Source organism: Fulvivirga lutea, from assembly GCF_017068455.1.
Taxonomy (GTDB): Bacteria; Bacteroidota; Bacteroidia; order Cytophagales; family Cyclobacteriaceae; genus Fulvivirga; species Fulvivirga lutea.
On the sequence record NZ_CP070608.1, the window covers coordinates 3,174,369 to 3,193,232 of the forward strand.

At 36.0% G+C, this 18,864-nt stretch carries 19 protein-coding genes; 9 read left to right on the forward strand and 10 right to left on the reverse strand.

From position 1 onward, the window contains the following. Positions 1-60: 60 nt before the first annotated feature. The 6 genes from JR347_RS14145 to JR347_RS14170 form a co-directional block, all read right to left on the reverse strand. Positions 61-3,216 carry a HEAT repeat domain-containing protein gene (locus tag JR347_RS14145; RefSeq protein ID WP_205721241.1) on the reverse strand — a complete coding sequence of 1,052 codons (3,156 nt, stop codon included), beginning with the start codon at positions 3,214-3,216 and terminating at the stop codon, positions 61-63. 74 nt (positions 3,217-3,290) lie between these two features. Continuing rightward, positions 3,291-3,917 (reverse strand): OmpH family outer membrane protein, encoded by a 627-nt coding sequence (locus JR347_RS14150; protein ID WP_205721242.1) that lies wholly within the window; start codon positions 3,915-3,917, stop codon positions 3,291-3,293. Between the two features lie 83 nt (positions 3,918-4,000). Continuing rightward, a complete protein-coding gene (locus JR347_RS14155; protein ID WP_205721243.1) occupies positions 4,001-4,705 on the reverse strand; it encodes a rhomboid family intramembrane serine protease in 705 nt (234 codons plus the stop codon). A 9-nt stretch (positions 4,706-4,714) separates the two neighbouring features. Continuing rightward, positions 4,715-5,275, reverse strand: a complete 561-nt coding sequence (locus tag JR347_RS14160) for a hypothetical protein (RefSeq protein WP_205721244.1) — start codon at positions 5,273-5,275, stop codon at positions 4,715-4,717. Positions 5,276-5,364: 89 nt separating this feature from the next. Continuing rightward, positions 5,365-5,703, reverse strand: a complete 339-nt coding sequence (locus tag JR347_RS14165) for a phage holin family protein (protein ID WP_205721245.1) — start codon at positions 5,701-5,703, stop codon at positions 5,365-5,367. A 12-nt stretch (positions 5,704-5,715) separates the two neighbouring features. Next, positions 5,716-6,225: a gamma carbonic anhydrase family protein gene (locus JR347_RS14170; protein WP_205721246.1), complete on the reverse strand. Its 510-nt coding sequence runs from the start codon at positions 6,223-6,225 to the stop codon at positions 5,716-5,718. 87 nt (positions 6,226-6,312) lie between these two features. On the opposite strand from JR347_RS14170, the gene JR347_RS14175 reads away from it, so the two are divergent. The 7 genes from JR347_RS14175 to secG all read left to right on the forward strand — a co-directional run bounded on the left by JR347_RS14175 (position 6,313) and on the right by secG (position 13,267). Next, positions 6,313-7,059: a YceI family protein gene (locus JR347_RS14175; RefSeq protein ID WP_205721247.1), complete on the forward strand. Its 747-nt coding sequence runs from the start codon at positions 6,313-6,315 to the stop codon at positions 7,057-7,059. Between the two features lie 57 nt (positions 7,060-7,116). Continuing rightward, positions 7,117-8,385, forward strand: a complete 1,269-nt coding sequence (locus JR347_RS14180) for an anthranilate synthase component I family protein (RefSeq protein WP_205721248.1) — start codon at positions 7,117-7,119, stop codon at positions 8,383-8,385. Positions 8,386-8,452: 67 nt separating this feature from the next. Then, the gene (gene miaB / locus JR347_RS14185) at positions 8,453-9,925 is read left to right on the forward strand and encodes a tRNA (N6-isopentenyl adenosine(37)-C2)-methylthiotransferase MiaB (RefSeq protein WP_205721249.1); all 1,473 of its coding nucleotides are present in this window, start codon (positions 8,453-8,455) and stop codon (positions 9,923-9,925) included. After that, positions 9,922-11,202, forward strand: coding sequence for a sigma-54 interaction domain-containing protein (locus JR347_RS14190; protein WP_205721250.1), 1,281 nt, complete (start codon positions 9,922-9,924; stop codon positions 11,200-11,202). Before miaB ends, JR347_RS14190 begins: the two co-directional genes overlap by 4 nt. After that, on the forward strand, positions 11,183-11,713 hold the full coding sequence (gene lptE, locus JR347_RS14195; RefSeq protein WP_235689684.1) for an LPS assembly lipoprotein LptE: 531 nt from the start codon (positions 11,183-11,185) through the stop codon (positions 11,711-11,713). The genes JR347_RS14190 and lptE overlap by 20 nt, the downstream gene beginning before the upstream one ends. 49 nt (positions 11,714-11,762) lie before the next feature. Then, entirely contained in the window at positions 11,763-12,860 is a 1,098-nt protein-coding gene (locus JR347_RS14200) for a tetratricopeptide repeat protein (RefSeq protein ID WP_205721251.1), read from the forward strand. 8 nt (positions 12,861-12,868) lie between these two features. Continuing rightward, entirely contained in the window at positions 12,869-13,267 is a 399-nt protein-coding gene (gene secG, locus JR347_RS14205) for a preprotein translocase subunit SecG (protein WP_205721252.1), read from the forward strand. Between the two features lie 60 nt (positions 13,268-13,327). Here the strand turns inward: secG and JR347_RS14210 are convergent, their stop codons facing one another. Beyond that, positions 13,328-14,041 (reverse strand): hypothetical protein, encoded by a 714-nt coding sequence (locus tag JR347_RS14210; protein WP_205721253.1) that lies wholly within the window; start codon positions 14,039-14,041, stop codon positions 13,328-13,330. Positions 14,042-14,280: 239 nt separating this feature from the next. Here JR347_RS14210 and JR347_RS14215 point away from each other — a divergent pair, with 239 nt between their 5' ends. Together JR347_RS14215 and groL are read left to right on the forward strand one after the other, a co-directional pair. Next, positions 14,281-14,559, forward strand: a complete 279-nt coding sequence (locus JR347_RS14215) for a co-chaperone GroES (RefSeq protein ID WP_205721254.1) — start codon at positions 14,281-14,283, stop codon at positions 14,557-14,559. A 36-nt stretch (positions 14,560-14,595) separates the two neighbouring features. Further along, complete coding sequence (gene groL / locus JR347_RS14220; protein ID WP_205721255.1) at positions 14,596-16,224, forward strand: chaperonin GroEL; 1,629 nt, start codon at positions 14,596-14,598, stop codon at positions 16,222-16,224. Between the two features lie 72 nt (positions 16,225-16,296). Here the strand turns inward: groL and JR347_RS14225 are convergent, their stop codons facing one another. Genes JR347_RS14225 through JR347_RS14235 form a run of 3 tightly spaced genes read right to left on the reverse strand, consistent with a single transcriptional unit; the run spans position 16,297 to position 18,711 of the window. Then, positions 16,297-16,671 (reverse strand): DUF1987 domain-containing protein, encoded by a 375-nt coding sequence (locus JR347_RS14225; protein ID WP_205721256.1) that lies wholly within the window; start codon positions 16,669-16,671, stop codon positions 16,297-16,299. Positions 16,672-16,691: 20 nt separating this feature from the next. Beyond that, a complete protein-coding gene (locus JR347_RS14230; protein ID WP_205721257.1) occupies positions 16,692-17,255 on the reverse strand; it encodes a SiaB family protein kinase in 564 nt (187 codons plus the stop codon). 40 nt (positions 17,256-17,295) lie between these two features. Beyond that, the gene (locus JR347_RS14235; protein WP_205721258.1) at positions 17,296-18,711 is read right to left on the reverse strand and encodes a peptide MFS transporter; all 1,416 of its coding nucleotides are present in this window, start codon (positions 18,709-18,711) and stop codon (positions 17,296-17,298) included. Positions 18,712-18,864: the final 153 nt, after the last annotated feature.

Below are 18,864 nucleotides of genomic sequence, written 5' to 3' on the forward strand. Positions count from 1 at the left end.
AAATAAAGGTATTATGAATAAAAAAACAACTGCTCAATAAAATATTATATTAGATTAATACTATACATATTCAATCATCTTGTGAGCTAATTTTATATTGTCAGCAAGTAGATCATAAAACCCATCTTTCTTTATTTTCAAAAGAACAGTGTCTTCTAACGCTAATATCAAGTTTGATTTTAGGTGATTTTCAGTATTGATCATCTCTCCAAGGAACTCACCTACATTTACTTCTGCCTTCACATTGCTATTTTCGTATAAATTTATTTTACCGCGGTAGACTATAAAGAAATTATCGTTATAGTGATCATCAACCGCAATAGTTTCCCCTTCGGCTATAGCTACTTCTTCGGTTATATCAATTAAATCAGCTAGTACTAAACCAAAAATATCTTTAAAAACGGGGATACCTTTTAAAAACAATACCTTCTCAAATCTTAATGATTTGGAAAGTTCGTCATCATCATTAACTACCACCTGATCAAGTTCACGCTTAGCATTGAGGCCGAGCCTTTTTACATTTTCTTCGTAAGATTTCTTATCAATTTTATGTAAGGCCCAAGCAGCCATCTCCCTGATCAACTGATCAGGGTTAAAGAGATTGGCAACTAAATCGAAATAGAACTCTCTGATCTCAAGGAGGCCAATTTGATATATAATGCAGGATTTTGTCCAGCGGTTAGTCTGCGAAAAGTCTCTATTTAACAAAAACTTCAATGTCATTTTATTATCCAACCTCTCACGAGGGTAGAATATTTCTAATCTTCTGGCTTTTTCTACATAAGACAGATCATCAAGTACTGGAATGATACGCTGCTTTAAATCATCAGAAAGGAATACGTCTAATAACTCAATACCATATGTAACTCCTTCACTGGTTAAACTTTCAATATTCTCCTTTACCAGCTGTATAGATTGTGCATCATAAAGCATGGACAGCAGCATATAGATATGATCAATATCATAATCAATCTCTTCGTCCAAAGCCTTCTTTATTTCTACACCGAAATGCTCTTCACTCACTTCATTAATAGCAGCTAAGTTCCATGTAATATCTTCTATATCGGATTCTATAGCATACTTAATTCTAGGTATTTGAGATATACTTGCCCTGAAACCTGCATTTCCTAGTGCAAAGAGAACTTGCGATACCATTACCTTATCCGGGAAATCCATTTTGTTCCAAAGGATCTCTTTTGCCTTATTACCTCCAATTCTACCTATAATCTGAACCACCTTGAGCATGACCTGAGTGGTTTGTCCTGATTTGTAGAAAGCACTATCTAATGCATTGAGAGCCTTTCCTCCTATTACAGTTAAGGCGTTAGCAGCCTGCACACTGTAAACGGGGTTATCTAAATTGTGGATGAGAGCATTCAATACCTCATTATTAAATTTCCTTTGGGCAGTTTTTATTGCTGTGTACCTAACCTTTGGATCAATATCATTTAAAAGTTCGATTAGTACAGAAATATTTTCCTCATCTTCAGAATTACCTAATAGCTCAGCAGCGTATTGTCTATCTTCGGCAATATCAGATTTGCTTAGTTTAGATACCCTTGATTTACTGATATCGCCAGATTGAAATAACGAAAGCAGATCATTCCCGCTCACCATTTGCTTACCATCACTATTAGACTTGTTTGATGAAATCACGTAACGCTCAGATACTGAAAGGCCTTTAAGTTCATTCATTTTAAACTGCGCAAAATCGCGTACTTGCTGAACCTTATGTCCCATTAACTTATTTATCGATGCAGGAAGGACATTTGGTTCTACTTTCTCAAGCAATTTATAAGAGAAAATTGCTTTGCCAGCAGCCGTATCCGATAGCCTTTTCTCAAGTTTGTCCACCAACTTTTGACCTAATGTTAAGGCTATGCCTGAGGTTGCCCTTTGTTGCTTTTCCAGCTTTAGCTTAACGTTATTTCTGTACCCTGCGTAAAGCTTATTAGTAATTATAAAGTAGCCTATGATAAGAAACACTAGAGCGTACGAATAATGAATCAGTTCAATAAATGAAAGATATGATAGACCCATTATTAAAACTCCTGCCACAAATCGTGAAGTTTCATTACCAAGCCCTTCTACTTTTGTTTGAATATCAAACCTAACTCTGTTATCTAAAGGCATGAAGAACAGCTTAAATGTAGGGTTTTCAAGTGAATCCCTCAATGAGAAGTTAAATAGTCTACTAAGTGCCACAAACAAGAAGAACCATATGAATGCTCCTTCAGAACTGGTATCATAACCGAATATAAGTCCTGCGGCAATGGTTGCTACAGTAAAGAAAATAAGTATAAAAGGTAGAATGAGTAATGAGATTTTCAAGCCATACTCACCGATTATACGGTCGTTCACAAAGGTTTGTAGTAACAATCCCAGAATTAGAATAGCACCATTGAAAATGGCGAGAAAGTTTCGCATTTCGTTTTCAGTTGGGTACTGAATCTTCACTACCTCTTGAAAGGAGTACTGAATAAATGTAAAGGCCACCATGCTGAAAAGCAGAAATATAGAAAGTAGTCTAACGTATTTATTTTTTAGAAGTGCCTTAATATTCGTTGAATCCTCTTCATCAGTAGACTGAGAAATTTCCGCTTGGGACAGATCAAATTTTGAGGTAAGAATTAACAGGAATACAAAAGAAAGTACAATACTAACACAGCTAATTATCAGGTAGTTAGATGTTTTTGGGATGAGCGATTGCAGTAATGGAAAACTAAAGGAAGTTATAATTGCTGCAGATAGCTGACCGATATCAATACCACCAATAATTCTTTTAGATTGTCTTAAGTCAAACAACCTGCCAAAAGTACCCCAGAAGCCAAGCAAACTGACGGCTAGAATTGGTCCACTTAAGGCAAACATGAAGAATATTAGATAATCCTGTAAGGTTTCAGATGTGTACCTAAAACCCAAGTAAATGGCTGTGGTAAAAAATAATATTAGAAGTAAGTTGCCTAACGCCAGCCTGGCAAAGGAAATTTTATTCTGTAAATAGGAAAAAAGAGCGGTTGTTAATATTCCTAAAAGTCCTGAAAAAAGTATCGCTTCCTTCAAGTATTCGCCCAGCCTATTAAGAAAAAGTGTCTCGGCTGAAATTTGAAATGTGGCGAGGAAAATCCCCATAAAAAAACCCTGTCCAAGTAATAGTAGAACTTGGGTTTCTTCATTTTGGCGTACATTTAATGCTAAAAATAGCGCCTTTAACATGTTTATAAGGGCTGTTTAAACTAAAATAATAGGTAAGTTAATTACAACCCTCATAAAATGCAATTATTTGAGGTTTACTCTGCTTTTGTTGAATCAGTTTTAGCCTTCGGTGCGCTTAACTCTTTGGCATATGCCGCATTCAAGCCCTCAATTACTTCTTTCGTAATGTCCATACCTTCATTGGCATAAAGCACATCGCTTCCCTGGTTAAATTTTACCACTAAATCAATACCGTTTTCGGCACTATAGTCCTTAAGAAATGAAGTTACTTTTTTATAAAGCTCCTGATTCATTTTAGCTTCTTCTCTCATTAATTGTTGAGATAGATTTTCTTGATAAACCCTCAAGTTTTGCTGCTTTTTCAATAAGTCCTCTTCTAAAGCTTTCGCCTGACCAATCGTTAAGCTATTCACTGTTCTTTGGAAATCATTCACTTCACGCTGCAAGCCCTCAGCTCTTGATTGATACTCTTTTTCTAGCTTAGCACCTTTTTCCTGTAACTCAGATTGAATTTTATCGAAGTAATCATAATTCACTAAAACAGAGTCTGAGTTGATATATACTACACTATAATCAATAGAATCATTTTTTTGAGAATTGCCTTTGGCCGCCTCGGCAGAAGGTTTAGAAAAATGTAGCACATATAGAACACCTACAGCTACTACTAGAACAATGTTTAATACTAGAGATAAATTCTTCACAATACTTTCAGTTTAAATAAGCCGCAAAGTAAATGAAGAATAGTTTGATTTTCCAAATACTAAGAATTTAAACAATACAACAATTAATCAGTATCTTTTTCTTCCCTTGGTTGGTAGATATAATGATAAGTATTGGTATTCGTACTTCCCTTCTCAGTGTAAGTGTACTTGAAATCTAAGGATTGAATACTTTCGGTGTCTTCAATTACACTTGCAACAGAATGCTTGCGATAATAAACAGCACAAAATACACCAGCAATTGCTCCCATTAAGTGCGATTCCCATGAAATTCCAGCTTTAGTGGGTATAATACCAGCAGCGAAAGAACCACCATATAACACAAGTATAACAAATGAAACTGCTAACGTATTTCTGTTTCTATTAAAAAAGCCGCTAAAAATAAGAAAAGTAAGAAGCCCGTAAACAAGTCCGCTGGCACCAATATGGTACGCATCTCTGGCGGCCATCCAAACCCAAAAACCTGTCATTAGGTAAATTAAAAATATAACATTGAGCGCAATTTTATTGTAGAAGTAAAAAATACCTACTCCTAAAATTAGTATCGGAAATGTGTTTGAAATAAGGTGGTATATATCGCCATGAATAAGTGGGGCCAGAAATATACCAATTGATCCTTGCGCAGTGCGGGGTAAAATGCCTAAAGATCCAAAATCTAAATTAAGACCAAGTTCAACAACTTTAACTGACCAAATGAGAATGATAAAAGCAAGTGTATATTGTATGCTCCTATTGAATTTTAATTTATCCGCCTCTCTGCTCTCCTTCATGAATTTCTTCTAAGCCAGTTCTTCATCCTGTGTTTGAAACGAATAAAGTGTCTCATCTAGTTCCAAAGAATCTTCATTAAATCTTTTCACAAAATCGGAAATAGTCTTTTTATCAATTGTATCTCTGTTGAGGCCTATGTCTAAGCCAATTCCAAAATCTATGTTAGGATCTAATTCCACATGTTCCTTAACTTTTACTTCTTCCTCCTCTTCTATCTCCATTATAGCCTCAGCTATAAAAAGACCTATCTCTTCTTCTAAATCATCTAATGCAACCAAATCTCCGTTTTCATCTTCACGGTATTTGATTTTTTTAAATTCCGGAAAATGCCTGGCGGCCTTGTGTTCAGCCACTTCATACACTTCACTTAAATGATGAAGTCTCAACGTATACATGACGGCATCATAAACAACTTCTTTTCCCTCGTACATTCCAACAAAAAAGAAGTTGCAGTATTCGTCCGAGTTATCTTCTGAATCAGAAATAAGAAAGTTCTGGTTCAGTTTTTTCATTTTATCTCGATACTCACTTATCACCTTTGGATCGAACGCTTTATTGGAGGATAGCATACAACTGAATTTAATTTTTGAAACGGAGAAATAATTTAAAATAAAATGCCGTTTAAAACAAATTCTAGCCGTAGTTAAATGATTAAATTTTACTTTTTGGAGAAATCTGCGAAAATAGAATTAATTACGGCCAAAATCACGCTGAATAAAAGCGCCCACCAAAAATTATCCACATAGAAATCTGGAATAAAATAATCAGCAATCAATATCATCAATGCATTGATAACCAAAAGGAAAAGTCCCAATGTAAAAACTGTAATAGGAATTGTTAAAACAATCAAGATAGGTCTCACAATTACATTTAATAGAGAAAGTATCGCGGCAACTAGTACCGCTGCAAAATAACCATCGACTGATACTCCAGGTAATAAATAAGAGGTAAGAATAACTGCCAGACCGGAAATAAGAAGTTTTACTAAAAAATTCATAGTGTTTAAAGTTTAGTTATACCATTTAGAATACATAGGATAGTTTTTGGCTGTTCTTTCAATGACTTCATGCATTTTATCGCTCGTTTCTTTCACCTTAATGGCCGGTACACCAGCCATGATGGAATTTGGTTCAACTACAGTACCAGGAAGGATTATTGCCCCGGCTGCTATTACAGAGCCTTTACCTATTATAGCGTCATCCATAATTATTGCACCCATACCCACTAAAACGTTATCTTCAATAGTACAGCCATGCACAATTGCACCATGAGCTATTGAAACTTTGCTACCAATTACCGTTTTTGCTTTTTGGTAGGTACAATGAATTATAGCACCATCCTGAATATTGGTATCATTTCCAATAGTTATCGAATGCACATCTCCGCGCACTACGGCATTAAACCAAACCGTACATCTATCACCCATTCTCACTTCGCCTACTACCGTGCAGTTATCAGCCAAAAAGCAATCATTTCCAAAATGAGGTTCAAAACCCCTTACAGATTTAATCAAGGCCATATATGAAATTTAACTTTTTACTAGTTAGTTTTGTTAGAGGTTAAATTTATGATGTATACTAAGAAAACCAACAAATCTTAACTATTTATGAAAACGAATATTTATTCAAAATTATTAATTCTTACAGCTATAGGCTTTCTATTTTCTTGCAACCCAAAGTCTGAAGGTACAGATGCAGAAGTTTCAGAGGCAAAGGAAGTAGAAGATGTATCTGCATCTCAAGAATATACTGTTAATACCGAAAAAAGTGTTGTAAGCTGGATTGGAAGTAAACCAACTGGTAAGCACAATGGTACTATTCCTATCTCAAGCGGAACTGTTGCTGTTGAAGGAGACGCCATTGTGGGAGGATCAATTGATATGAACATCACAGAAATTTCGAATGATGATTTGGCTGAGAACCCTGAAATGCAGGCTAAGCTTGTAGGTCACTTAAAGTCTGCTGACTTTTTTGATGCTGAAAACCATCCAACTGCAAACTTCACAATTACATCTGTTGAGCCTTACTCAGCTAAAGATTCAATCAAAGTAAAAAAAGAGTTTGAAAGCGAGTATAAGCCAGCATCAGCAAAAGAGCATAGAGTTGAATCGCCAACGCATAAGATCACAGGAAATCTTACCATGAGGGGCAAAACACTAAGTGTTTCGTTCCCTGCCAATGTTACTCTTACAGACGGACAGATAATGGCTAAAGCAAAATTCAATATTGATAGAACCCAATGGGGCCTACAGTATGGTGATGAGGCTGATGTAGTGGATAAGGCAAAAGATAAATTTATTTACAACACAGTAAACGTAGGATTCGAGGTGGTAGCAGACGCTCCATCTATGTAATCGTTTTATAGATAATTTTTAAAGGGAAATGAATTCATTTCCCTTTTTTTGTATCTCATGAAAACCAAACAGGAATTTCAACTTCCCAAAAACAATTTAAAGGGCTTCATTCATCAAGCATTGAGTTGGGCTTCCGGCTTTGAACATTTCACTTATTTCAATCCAAACAACTACACATTTCCGCATAACCCATTTGAGCACATTCTTTTAGTGGGTGACTCGTTGTTAAATATTTCATCTGGTTCATCATTTGAAAATCTACAACAGAAACTTACTAACCGTAGCTATTTAGCAGGCCACTTTTCTTACGACTTAAAAAATGAGATTGAAAAACTAATGAGTAACAATCAAAGACTAATAGACTCAGCCGAGACTTCCTTTTTCAAGGCTACTACAATAATTACCTTCCGAGGAGAGTCAATCCAAATTGAAACAGAAGCCGATCCATTAATAATACTCAAAGAAATTCAGCAATCAGCTCAAGATCATCATCCGCAACCTTCTATTCAATTTGAGCAGTTGGTATCTAAAAGTGAATACATTCAAACGGCCAAAAAACTTATCAACCATATCATTGAAGGCGATATTTACGAAATTAATTACTGTATCCCATTCTTAAGTGAAAGTTGCAAAATTGATCCCATTCAAACATACTTACTGTTATGCGAAAAATACCCTGCACCATTTTCAGTATTGTATAAAAACAAAAATCAATATGTTATCAGTGGTAGCCCAGAAAGATTTTTAAAGAAAGAAGGAAATAAACTTATATCGCAACCTATTAAAGGAACAGCCAAAAGAGGCGCCACTAATGAAGAAGATGAATTAATCAAAAAAGAGCTTAGAGCCAATAAAAAAGAATTGGCTGAAAATATGATGATTGTCGATTTAGTTCGAAATGATTTAGCGAGAAGTTGTAAACCCGGTAGCGTAAAAGTAGAAGAAATGTTTGGTATATATTCTTTCCCTCTTTGGCATCAGATGATATCTACCGTTACAGGTTTACTGAAACCTGATACCGACACAATTCAGGCAATAAAAAATGCTTTCCCAATGGGAAGCATGACTGGTGCTCCCAAAATAAAAGTGATGGAGTTAGCCGAACAATATGAAATCACAAAAAGAGGCATTTATTCAGGAGCCATAGGCTACATTAAACCCAATGGCGATTTTGATTTTAACGTTGTGATAAGAAGTCTCATTTATGATCAAGAAACTGAAACTTGCACCTTCCATGTAGGTAGTGCCATCACCTATGATTCTGACCCTGCATCTGAGTATGATGAGTGCTTACTTAAAGCAAAAACACTTATTTCTCTTTTTTAAAATTTAAACTGCCATAATGTCACTTTCAACATCTAATTACTAACTTTGCAACCGCAAAAGAAGTAAGATGGATAATTTAATAAACGACATAAATATTCTAGACGGATCAGAGGCTGAAGCTTGCGAAACTGTAAAGGTTTCTAAAAAGACAAACACGGGAAAAGACAGAAAGCTATATATTGAAAGTTATGGCTGTCAGATGAATTTTTCCGATAGTGAAATTGTCTCATCAATCATGTCAGAAAATGGCTTTGACACTACTTCTGACTATGAAGATGCCGATGTCATATTTCTTAATACGTGCTCAATTCGTGAAAAAGCTGAGCAAACGGTAAGAATGCGTTTATCGCAGTTCAATGGTGTTAAGCGTAAAAAACCTGAATTAATGATTGGTGTGTTGGGCTGCATGGCCGAACGTTTAAAAACCAAGTTACTTGACGAAGAAAAAATTGTTGATTTAGTAGTTGGTCCCGATGCGTACAGAGACCTGCCAAATTTAGTAGGTGAAGTAGATGAAGGACAAAAAGCGGTGAACACCTTCCTATCAAGAGAAGAAACTTATGCCGACATTACTCCGGTAAGATTAAACTCTAATGGTGTTACGGCATTCATTTCTATAATGAGAGGCTGTGATAATATGTGTTCATTTTGCGTTGTTCCTTTTACTCGTGGTAGAGAACGTAGCCGAGACCCCTACTCAATTGTGAAGGAAGCTCAAGACTTATTTGACAAAGGATACCGGGAGGTAACATTGCTCGGACAGAATGTAGATTCATATAAATGGTCACCAGAAGTAAACAATAAAGCAAGGCTCGAAAAATCTGAAGTTAGCGAAATCGTAAACTTTGCAAACCTCATTGAGATGGTAGCTCAGATTCACCCTGATTTAAGAGTTCGTTTTTCCACTTCTCATCCGAAAGATATTACTGATGAAGTACTTCATACAATGAAGAAGTATGAAAACATCTGCAAATGCATTCACTTACCGGTACAAAGTGGTAATACAAGAGTTTTAGAGTTAATGAATAGAACTTATACTCGTGATTGGTACATAAACAGGGTTGATGCCATCCGCTCCATTTTAGGCGAAGACTGCGGCATAACTTCAGATATGATCACAGGTTTTTGTACTGAAACCGAAGAAGAGCATAAAGACACACTGACCTTAATGGATTATGTGAAATACGATTTCTCCTACATGTTCTTCTACAGCGAAAGACCTGGTACTTTGGCAGAAAAGAAATATGAAGATGACATTCCTCTTGAAGTGAAGAAGAGACGGTTAAGTGAGGTGATAGCCAAACAAAAGGAAACTTCCTTCGAAAGAAATAAGAGAGATATTGGTAAAGTTCACAAAGTTCTAATCGAAGGAAGATCGAAAAAATCAGCGGAGCAATTGCAAGGTAGAAATACGGCTAACAAGGTAGTGATTTTTGATAATGAAGGTCAGCAAAAAGGCCAATATGTAAATGTACTTGTAGAAGATTGTAGCGCTGGAACGTTATTTGGTAAAATAACCGAAAGAAAAAACGATCTATGAACGAATCTGAATTAAGAAGTGTCAAACAACGATTTGGCATTATAGGCAACTCTGATTTATTAAACCATGCCATTGCAGTAGCTATGCAGGTAGCTCCTACTGATATGTCCGTATTAATTACTGGTGAAAGTGGTAGTGGTAAAGAGTCGTTTAGTAAGATTATTCATCATCTGAGTCCAAGAAAGCATAATCAATTTATTGCTATCAACTGTGGGTCTATTCCTGAGGGAACCATTGATTCAGAACTTTTTGGACATGAAAAAGGATCTTTTACTGGTGCACATGAAGCTCGTAAAGGTTATTTTGAAGTTACTAATGGTGGAACCATCTTCCTGGATGAAATTGGAGAAATGCCATTGGCTACTCAGGCCCGTTTACTTCGTGTTTTAGAAAATGGTGAATTTATAAAGGTCGGTTCTTCCAAAGTACAAAAAACCGATGTTCGCGTAGTAGCTGCTACAAATGTTAATCTTCTTAAAAATGTAGATAGCGGCAAATTCAGAGAAGACCTATACTACAGATTGAGTACTGTACCTATTTATGTTCCTCCATTGCGTGAGCGCGGTAATGATATTGATCTGCTATTTAGAAAATTTGCTTCTGATTTTTCCGAGCGATACCGTGTTAAGCCAATAACATTAACAGATGATGCAAAAAAAATACTACTTCAATATCGTTTTCCCGGTAACATACGACAGTTGAAGAACATTGTGGAGCAAATTTCTGTATTGTCTGCAGAAGATAAAACCATTACGGCTGAACAGCTTTCACATTATCTTCCAAATCAGAACAGTTCTCTTCCTGCCCTTTACAATAGTAAGGATAAGGAAAGCCTATCAGAAAGAGACTTATTGTATAAGGTGCTTTTTGATATGAAGAAAGATATGAACGAATTGAAAAAATTCGTTCTGGATGTTATGCAAGATGATTCGCCAAAGAAGGATATATTAAAAGATCACAGCAGCTTATTTGAAAATATTGATAACGCCAGCAGTTCTGAACCTAAAAGACCTGATGAACCAGTATTGTTGAACATAACATCCAGCAACTCAGATTCATCCAATGACTATGAAGAAGATGACACACATGATATTGAAGACATCACTCATGAAATGGAAGAAGAAGAATCTCTTTCTTTGGAGAAAAAAGAAAAAGAACTGATTATAAAAGCTTTAGCAAAAAACAAAAATAAACGTAAGTATGCTGCACAAGATTTGGGCATCTCAGAACGTACACTTTACAGAAAAATAAAACAATATGAGCTTGAAGATCTGTAGAGCATTTTTAAGTGCCAGTACGCTTTTGCTGATACTTAAATTGTCCGGATGTGGTATTTATTCCTTTACTGGTGTGGCAATTACTGCTGAAACACTCACCATTGAAACATTTTATAATGAAGCTGAAGGTGGTCCACCCGATTTGGCACAAACCTTCACCAACAAGCTGCGAGATTACTATTTGCAAAATACAAACTTGACACTCGTTAAAAACGATGGTGAGTTGCAGATAGAAGGTGTAGTAACGGGTTATAAACTATCTCCTGTTGCTCCTACAGCAGCAGGTGGTAATAATGTAGGCCTTTCCGACTTAACAAGACTAACAATTACTGTATCAGCTACTTACACAAATACGGAAGACGATACTTTCAATTTTGAAAATAAAAGATTCTCATTTTATTCCGACTTTGATAGCAACCAGAATCTAACTGTAATTGAAAATAGACTAATTGAAGAAATATATGACCAGATTATTTTGGACATATTCAATGCTTCGGTTGCCAATTGGTGAAAATTGATATATTTTTACTTACTTACGATAGTTATAAACCCATCTTCTTTTGAATAAACAGAAGTTTAATAGTGTAGTTGTAGAACCGGATAGTGTCACACTATCTGATGCCAAGGATCTGTCGTCATTGGCTAAAACCTATCCGTATAGTCAAATTATACATTCTTTGGTAGCCAAAGGGTACTCAGGTAAAAATGAGCAACATTACAAAAAAGCTGTAGCTACCGCAGCGATGTACACCACCGACAGGCAAGTTCTTAAAGAACTGGTAATGCCTAAGCAGCAGGCAGCACCTGTGAAGAGAAAAGAAGCACCACAAGAGGATCGGCCAAAAGAAGTACCTGAACAAGTGCAACAAAAAGAAGCACCGAAGGAGAATACAGGAAAAAGGAAAGTTGATATTGATGTATCATCTTTCAACACTGACTCTGAAATACTCAGAAAAAGTTTATGGACTGATCTAGAGCAACTAAAAGCAAGTAAAGCCAGTTATCTGGAAGCATTTGATCATTTAGATGATAAAAAAACAACTTCTAAAGCAAAAAAAACTGTAGTATCAGACTCTAAAAAAACAACTTCGAAAACATCAACAGCTAAAAACATTAAAGCTGAAAGCAAAACTAAGCCGACTGTAAGTACAAAGGCATCTACTAAAAAGCAAAAAACTACATCTAAGAAAGCTACTACCACTGCTAAGCCTAAGGCCACCGTTTCTAAAATAAAAGAAACCAGCAAAGAACCTGTTAAGAAAACAGCAAAAGCAAAATCTTCTTCAAATACAACAAAAGCAAAAGCGAGTAAACCAAAAGCTGCTGCCAAAAAAGATTCTACCAGCGTAAAAAAAAAGGCTGAAAACCCCTCCGTTTCAAAAGCCTCCATTAAAGAACAAATAAAAATTATCGATTCTTTTATTGACAGAGAACCTAGCATTAGCTCAAAGCCGGTTAAAACAGTTTCTGGGGATCAAAAGGATTTGTCAGAGAAGAGTACAAGCTTTGGAGATGACCTATTATCGGAAAATTTGGCGCAGATACTTGTTGAACAAGGTAAGACTCAGAAGGCGATTGATATGTACAAAAAATTAATTTGGAAATTTCCCCAAAAAAAGACTTACTTTGCAGCTCGAATAGAAGAATTGACAAAATAATATATTAAATGTTAACATTAATTTTAAGCTTAATTTTACTTGCTTGTGTGCTATTAATCCTGGTTATACTTGCTCAAAATTCTAAAGGAGGAGGTTTATCTAGCCAATTTGGTGGTTCAGGTGCTAGTAATATGATAGGTGTGAAGAAAACAGGTGATCTTCTTGAAAGGTTAACTTGGGGATTTATCATCGCAATATTCGTTCTATCAATTGGAACTAACTTAATCACTACTAAAGGTGGTTCAAGCACAGATCAATTTATTGACAGAGCACAAGAGCAGCAAGGTGGTGGAACACCAGCCTTAGATTTAGGCGGAGTGGAAGAAGAATCAACTACCGAAGGTGAAGAAGGTGAAGCGGTTGACCTTGGTGATTTAGAAAGTGAAGATTCAGAAGGTGGTGAATAACCAATTTTTATAAGAAAAATTAAAGGCCCTGACTATTTCGTCAGGGCCTTTTTTATTGCTTTAACCAGAACTTACATATCTGACAAGTAGCCTTTTTGCAACCGGAACCAGTGTTGGAGTTGAAGGCACGGCAACTTTTGATTGAATCAAAAAAGTAGCAGGGTTAGGTAAATCTACAAAGCGCTTTATCAGATTGGCCTTTACAGATTCATAAGTCTCCCCTATCCTCCGTGTTATTGTATCAATCAATGTCATATGAATTCCTCTAAATTTTTCCTGAGCCTTTTCAAACACTGTTAATTGGTATCGAAACACTTCAGTTTCTGATATAGAATGATTGTTTAACAACAAGTATCCCTCATCTAAATAAAGAGGAACCAACCCCACCGGACTGAACTCACAATTATCCTCCACAAATTCATAAATTTCTTTTCCTTCTTCTATTGAGCCTTTTAATTTAGGAATGGAGTAATTAACTATGTCATCAATTTCTTTTAGTGTATCATTCTTACTTACTAACTCTTGGTAAATTAAGGTAAGTGTTTCTCTATCTATACCTTTAAGCTCTTTAGGAAATTTATTTTGAAGCTCATCTTGCCCGTTCTTAAGATCCATCAGGTTTTGATAGTGCATAACCAACTCAGCCATAGATGGATAAAGCTCCACCCTATTGAATGCAGCTTGTACGTTTTTTAAATAGGCTAAAAGAATATACTTCTTATACTCAAAATCAATTAAACCATCCGTTATCCAATCACTTTTAAGCTTGTCCATACCTCAAAAATTTAAATCCAATAATAAAAGATACAGCAATTCATGTTGCAGGTCAATACCATTGACAATTTGACAGTGAAAAATTCAGGTAATTATGTCATTTCTATCAATTAAAAGTGAGTTAATCTACACGTGGCATGTAAAATTGTCTTCTTTTTAAAGTTTAGATCAATTGGCATAAAAACTGATCAATAGCTGACTGTTAACATGTAAAAGTTTAAACATAATCTTATAAAAAAATGTCAAAAGTAAACATCAAACCTCTTGCAGACAGAGTTCTTGTTGAAGCTGCTGCTGCTGAAGAAAAAACAGCATCAGGAATCATTATTCCTGACACTGCTAAGGAAAAACCACAGAAAGGTAAAGTAATAGCAGTTGGTAACGGTAAGAAAGATGAGCCACTAACTGTAAAGGCTGGTGATTCTGTACTTTATGGCAAATATGCTGGTACTGAAATCACTGTAGATGGTAAGGAATATCTCATTATGAGAGAATCTGACATCTTCGCGATTGTTTAATTAATTTTTTAATCAAAACTTAAAAACTGAAATAAAATGGCTAAAGAAATATCATTTGATACTTCAGCAAGAGATCAACTAAAAAAAGGCGTTGATAAACTAGCTGATGCAGTAAAAGTAACCTTAGGCCCTAAGGGAAGAAATGTAATTTTAGATAAGAAATTCGGTGCTCCTACTGTAACTAAAGATGGTGTGTCTGTTGCTAAAGACATTGAATTAGAAAATGCAGTAGAAAACATGGGAGCTCAGCTTGTAAAAGAAGTTGCTTCTAAAACTGCTGACGATGCTGGTGATGGTACAACTACAGCAACTGTTCTAGCTCAATCTATATTTGCTCACGGTATTAAAAACGTAGCTGCTGGTGCTAACCCTATGGACCTTAAAAGAGGTATCGATAAAGCAGTTGCAGCTGTTGTTGCTGACTTGAAAAAACAGTCAAAAACAATCAAAAATTCTAATGAAATTGCTCAGGTAGGTACTATCTCTGCCAACAACGATAGCGAAATCGGTCAAATGATCGCTGATGCTATGGATAAAGTTGGTAAAGATGGTGTGATCACTGTTGAAGAAGCTAAAGGAACAGAAACTGAAGTTAAAACTGTAGAAGGTATGCAGTTTGACAGAGGTTACTTATCTCCTTACTTCGTTACTAACGCAGATAAGATGGAAGCTGAATTAGATAACCCTTACATCTTAATCTACGATAAGAAAATTTCTTCGATGAAAGAATTGCTTCCAATTCTTGAAGCAACAGCACAAACTGGCAAACCATTATTAATTATTTCTGAGGATGTTGATGGTGAAGCTCTTGCTACTCTAGTAGTGAACAAAATTAGAGGTTCTCTAAAAATTGCTGCTGTTAAAGCCCCAGGCTTTGGAGACAGAAGAAAAGCAATGTTAGAGGATATCGCTATTCTAACTGGTGGTACAGTAATTTCTGAAGAGAGAGGTTACAAATTAGAGAACGCTACTCTTGATTACTTAGGTACTGCTGAGAAAATAAACATTGATAAAGATAACACTACAATTGTAAATGGTGCCGGTAAAAAAGCTGACATCACTGCAAGAGTGAATCAAATCAAACAACAAATAGAAAATACTACTTCTGACTACGATAAAGAAAAACTACAAGAGAGACTTGCAAAGCTTTCTGGTGGTGTGGCTATCCTTTACATAGGAGCTGCTACAGAAGTAGAAATGAAAGAGAAGAAAGATAGAGTTGATGATGCGTTACACGCTACAAGAGCTGCTGTACAAGAAGGTGTAGTTGCTGGTGGTGGTGTTGCACTTATCAGAGCTATTGATGCTTTAGCGAAATTAGAAGGCGAAAATGAAGACCAAAATACTGGTATCAACATCGTAAGATTGGCATTAGAGTCTCCATTGAGAACAATCGTTGAGAATGCTGGTATGGAAGGATCTGTTGTAATCCAGAAAGTGAGAGAAGGTAAGAAAGACTTTGGTTTCAATGCTAGAAACAATACATATGAGAATATGATTGCTTCTGGTGTTATCGATCCAACTAAAGTAACTAGAATGGCATTAGAAAATGCTGCTTCTATCGCTGGATTGTTATTAACAACTGAAGCCGTTGTTTCTGACATAAAGGAAGATGAGCCAGCCCCGGCAATGCCAGGTGGCGGTGGAATGCCAGGAATGATGTAATATCATAAATGCTCCATAAACAAAAAAGCCCGAATAATTCGGGCTTTTTTGTTTATACTAATTTCTTAAATTTTATTTAGAGACGACCAACTCTAACGGCACCTTTATAATCTTCTTAAAGTCTTCACCGGACTCCATCATATCTTCATCTTCCTCTTCATAGTGCCACAAAATTTTAACATCAGAGTTACCCAAGGTTTTCTCCAATTTTCTAAATATTTCAACAAGGCATTTTGAAGAACTGGTATTAAAATACTCAAGATTTACTGTCATTCTTGTTTTCGTGCTTGGCGCACTCACATATTTATCTAACCATTCCATCAGCGGTCGGTAAAACTCTATAGAATTTTCTGGAATAGAGCGACCAGATATTTCGAAATCACCAGATTCTGAGTTAAAATATAATCTTGGTGTTTTGGGTGTTGGTGTTAATGTATAATTATCCATTTAACGATTTTTTTATTCACTTATATTTTAACATCTAATTCTAATATAAAGAAAACATGTTCATCATCCACATCAATAAATTCTGATGCTAACTCACCTGAAGAACGTTTTGCCATGTCAATGAAACCTAACCCTGCTCCCCCACCTTGTGACTCTCCACCGATATCTAAAACACCGCGATAAAGATCTTTAAGCTCATCTCTATCCAGAGAGTTTACAATCTCTATTCTGGACTTAATGCTTCTTACATCTTTTCGCATCATAAAATTACCGGTAGCAATATGATAACAAGAGTCAGATTTATTAACAAAAACGAAGGCATCTAGAAAATTACCGTTTTCATTATTGCCTTCTAAATAGCCAAAAATATTCTGTAGGCTCTCGACAAGAATATTATAAATTTTCTTGATCGCAATTTTTGATGGTAATGAATCACTTAATGATTTTTCAAGGTGAATTAAAACATCGTCAAGCTGCTTTTTATCCAGATGACCTAAGTAGCTGTATACCGTTGCTTCACTGAAGAAACGGTTATACTTTTCCTTAATATCAAATTCACCAATCATTAAGCTAAAATCAGACATTAATTTAATATTTATATAATTAAAGTCAGAATTAAAATGCCTATTCTTTTACTACATCTGGCCTTGAATATCCTTCATCTTCCATTGCCACCTCAGGAGAACCGTCTTCTGCTCCATGAGTAAGTCTTTTAAGCGGTTTAAGAATTGCTATAACAAGCAACCCGAATATTGTGCAGAAAACAAATATTCCCGTAAACAATTCAAATTCACCTAACGTGGTAGACCACGCACCCAATGCACCGGCTAATTTATTACCAATTCCTGTAGCCGCAAAATACGCGCCCATCATAAACGAAGCATATTTAACTGGGGCAAGCTTAGTTATAAAAGATAATGCCACTGGAGATGCACAAAGCTCACCTACAGTGTGTAAAAGGTATGCCAACACTAGCCAATACATTGCTGAAGAGCCGGTCTCTTGATATTGCATTGAAGCACCTGACATAAATAAAAATCCTACTCCCATTATTATCACTCCTACAGCCATTTTAAATAAAGAAGATGACTCTTTTCCTTGCTTTTTCCACCAATACCAGAAAGATCCAATACCTGTTGCCAATGTCATAATAAAGAAGGCATTCACTGATTGGAACCACGCTGCAGGCACTGTAAAATCTATGAAGCCTAGGTAACGGTCTGTTTTATTCTGTGCATATAAATTCATTAAACCACCGGCTTGCTCAAATGCGCCCCAAAAGACAATAATAATTAGGAATGAGAGAAACATTACCAACATCCTATCCTTCTCCACTTTAGTAAGTGGCCTATTCATCAATTCTTTATTCACAGAGTCTGAAGCCCCTTCATATTCACCGACACCCTTCAAATGTTTTTGGCCGTACATAAACATAATTTGACCTACCAACATTCCAATTCCAGCTAATCCAAAACCATAATGCCAGCCATACTGCACAGCAGCCCAACCCGTAGCTATGGAACCTAAGAATGCTCCCACATTTATACCAATGTAAAAGATGTAAAAACCTTTGTCTCTGCGATCATCACCTGCTTTATAAAGCCCTCCAACCATTGTGGAAATATTGGATTTCAACCCACCTACACCTAAAATAATAAACACAATGCCTGTATAGAAAGCCCACATGGCCTCTATAGCCAATACCGTGTGCCCAATACAAAGCAATATACCTCCTAGTAAAACTGTTTTTTTCTGTCCTAAAAATTTGTCCGCTAATAATCCACCTGGTATAGAAGCTAAATACACTAACATAGTATATGTGCCATAAAAACTATATGTTCTTGCGTCATCCCATCCTAAACCAGGATTATCACCTAATAATGGGGCTGCAAGGTATAGCGTAAGTAAAGCACGCATACCATAGTAGCTAAATCGCTCCCAGAGCTCTACGAAAAACAAATAATAAAGGCCAATGGGGTGTCCCCACAGTTGCTTGCCATTGGCACCATGATCAGGATGATCAATTGTTATTGACGACATATAATACGGTTTAATTTAAAAAATTCCGCTAAAACTAACATTACTAACGTTGATTAGCAAATAAACTTCCACCGCTTGAGCCCTTTATGAACTTAAACGGTGATTCCAACGAAAGCAAACGATTGAAATTTCATTTTTAGCTATTAGTGAAAT

What these genes read in the sequence shown, in the direction of transcription:
- miaB (WP_205721249.1), top strand. Translation starts at nt 8,453, where the DNA reads ATGGATAATTTAATAAACGACATAAATATTCTAGACGGATCAGAGGCT.
- secG (WP_205721252.1), top strand. Translation starts at nt 12,869, where the DNA reads ATGTTAACATTAATTTTAAGCTTAATTTTACTTGCTTGTGTGCTATTA.
- JR347_RS14230 (WP_205721257.1), bottom strand. Translation starts at nt 17,255, where the DNA reads ATGTCTGATTTTAGCTTAATGATTGGTGAATTTGATATTAAGGAAAAG.
- JR347_RS14175 (WP_205721247.1), top strand. Translation starts at nt 6,313, where the DNA reads ATGAAAACGAATATTTATTCAAAATTATTAATTCTTACAGCTATAGGC.
- JR347_RS14155 (WP_205721243.1), bottom strand. Translation starts at nt 4,705, where the DNA reads ATGAAGGAGAGCAGAGAGGCGGATAAATTAAAATTCAATAGGAGCATA.
- JR347_RS14215 (WP_205721254.1), top strand. Translation starts at nt 14,281, where the DNA reads ATGTCAAAAGTAAACATCAAACCTCTTGCAGACAGAGTTCTTGTTGAA.
- JR347_RS14180 (WP_205721248.1), top strand. Translation starts at nt 7,117, where the DNA reads ATGAAAACCAAACAGGAATTTCAACTTCCCAAAAACAATTTAAAGGGC.
- JR347_RS14235 (WP_205721258.1), bottom strand. Translation starts at nt 18,711, where the DNA reads ATGTCGTCAATAACAATTGATCATCCTGATCATGGTGCCAATGGCAAG.
- lptE (WP_235689684.1), top strand. Translation starts at nt 11,183, where the DNA reads ATGAGCTTGAAGATCTGTAGAGCATTTTTAAGTGCCAGTACGCTTTTG.
- JR347_RS14165 (WP_205721245.1), bottom strand. Translation starts at nt 5,703, where the DNA reads ATGAATTTTTTAGTAAAACTTCTTATTTCCGGTCTGGCAGTTATTCTT.
- JR347_RS14225 (WP_205721256.1), bottom strand. Translation starts at nt 16,671, where the DNA reads ATGGATAATTATACATTAACACCAACACCCAAAACACCAAGATTATAT.
- JR347_RS14145 (WP_205721241.1), bottom strand. Translation starts at nt 3,216, where the DNA reads ATGTTAAAGGCGCTATTTTTAGCATTAAATGTACGCCAAAATGAAGAA.
- JR347_RS14160 (WP_205721244.1), bottom strand. Translation starts at nt 5,275, where the DNA reads ATGCTATCCTCCAATAAAGCGTTCGATCCAAAGGTGATAAGTGAGTAT.
- groL (WP_205721255.1), top strand. Translation starts at nt 14,596, where the DNA reads ATGGCTAAAGAAATATCATTTGATACTTCAGCAAGAGATCAACTAAAA.
- JR347_RS14170 (WP_205721246.1), bottom strand. Translation starts at nt 6,225, where the DNA reads ATGGCCTTGATTAAATCTGTAAGGGGTTTTGAACCTCATTTTGGAAAT.
- JR347_RS14210 (WP_205721253.1), bottom strand. Translation starts at nt 14,041, where the DNA reads ATGGACAAGCTTAAAAGTGATTGGATAACGGATGGTTTAATTGATTTT.
- JR347_RS14190 (WP_205721250.1), top strand. Translation starts at nt 9,922, where the DNA reads ATGAACGAATCTGAATTAAGAAGTGTCAAACAACGATTTGGCATTATA.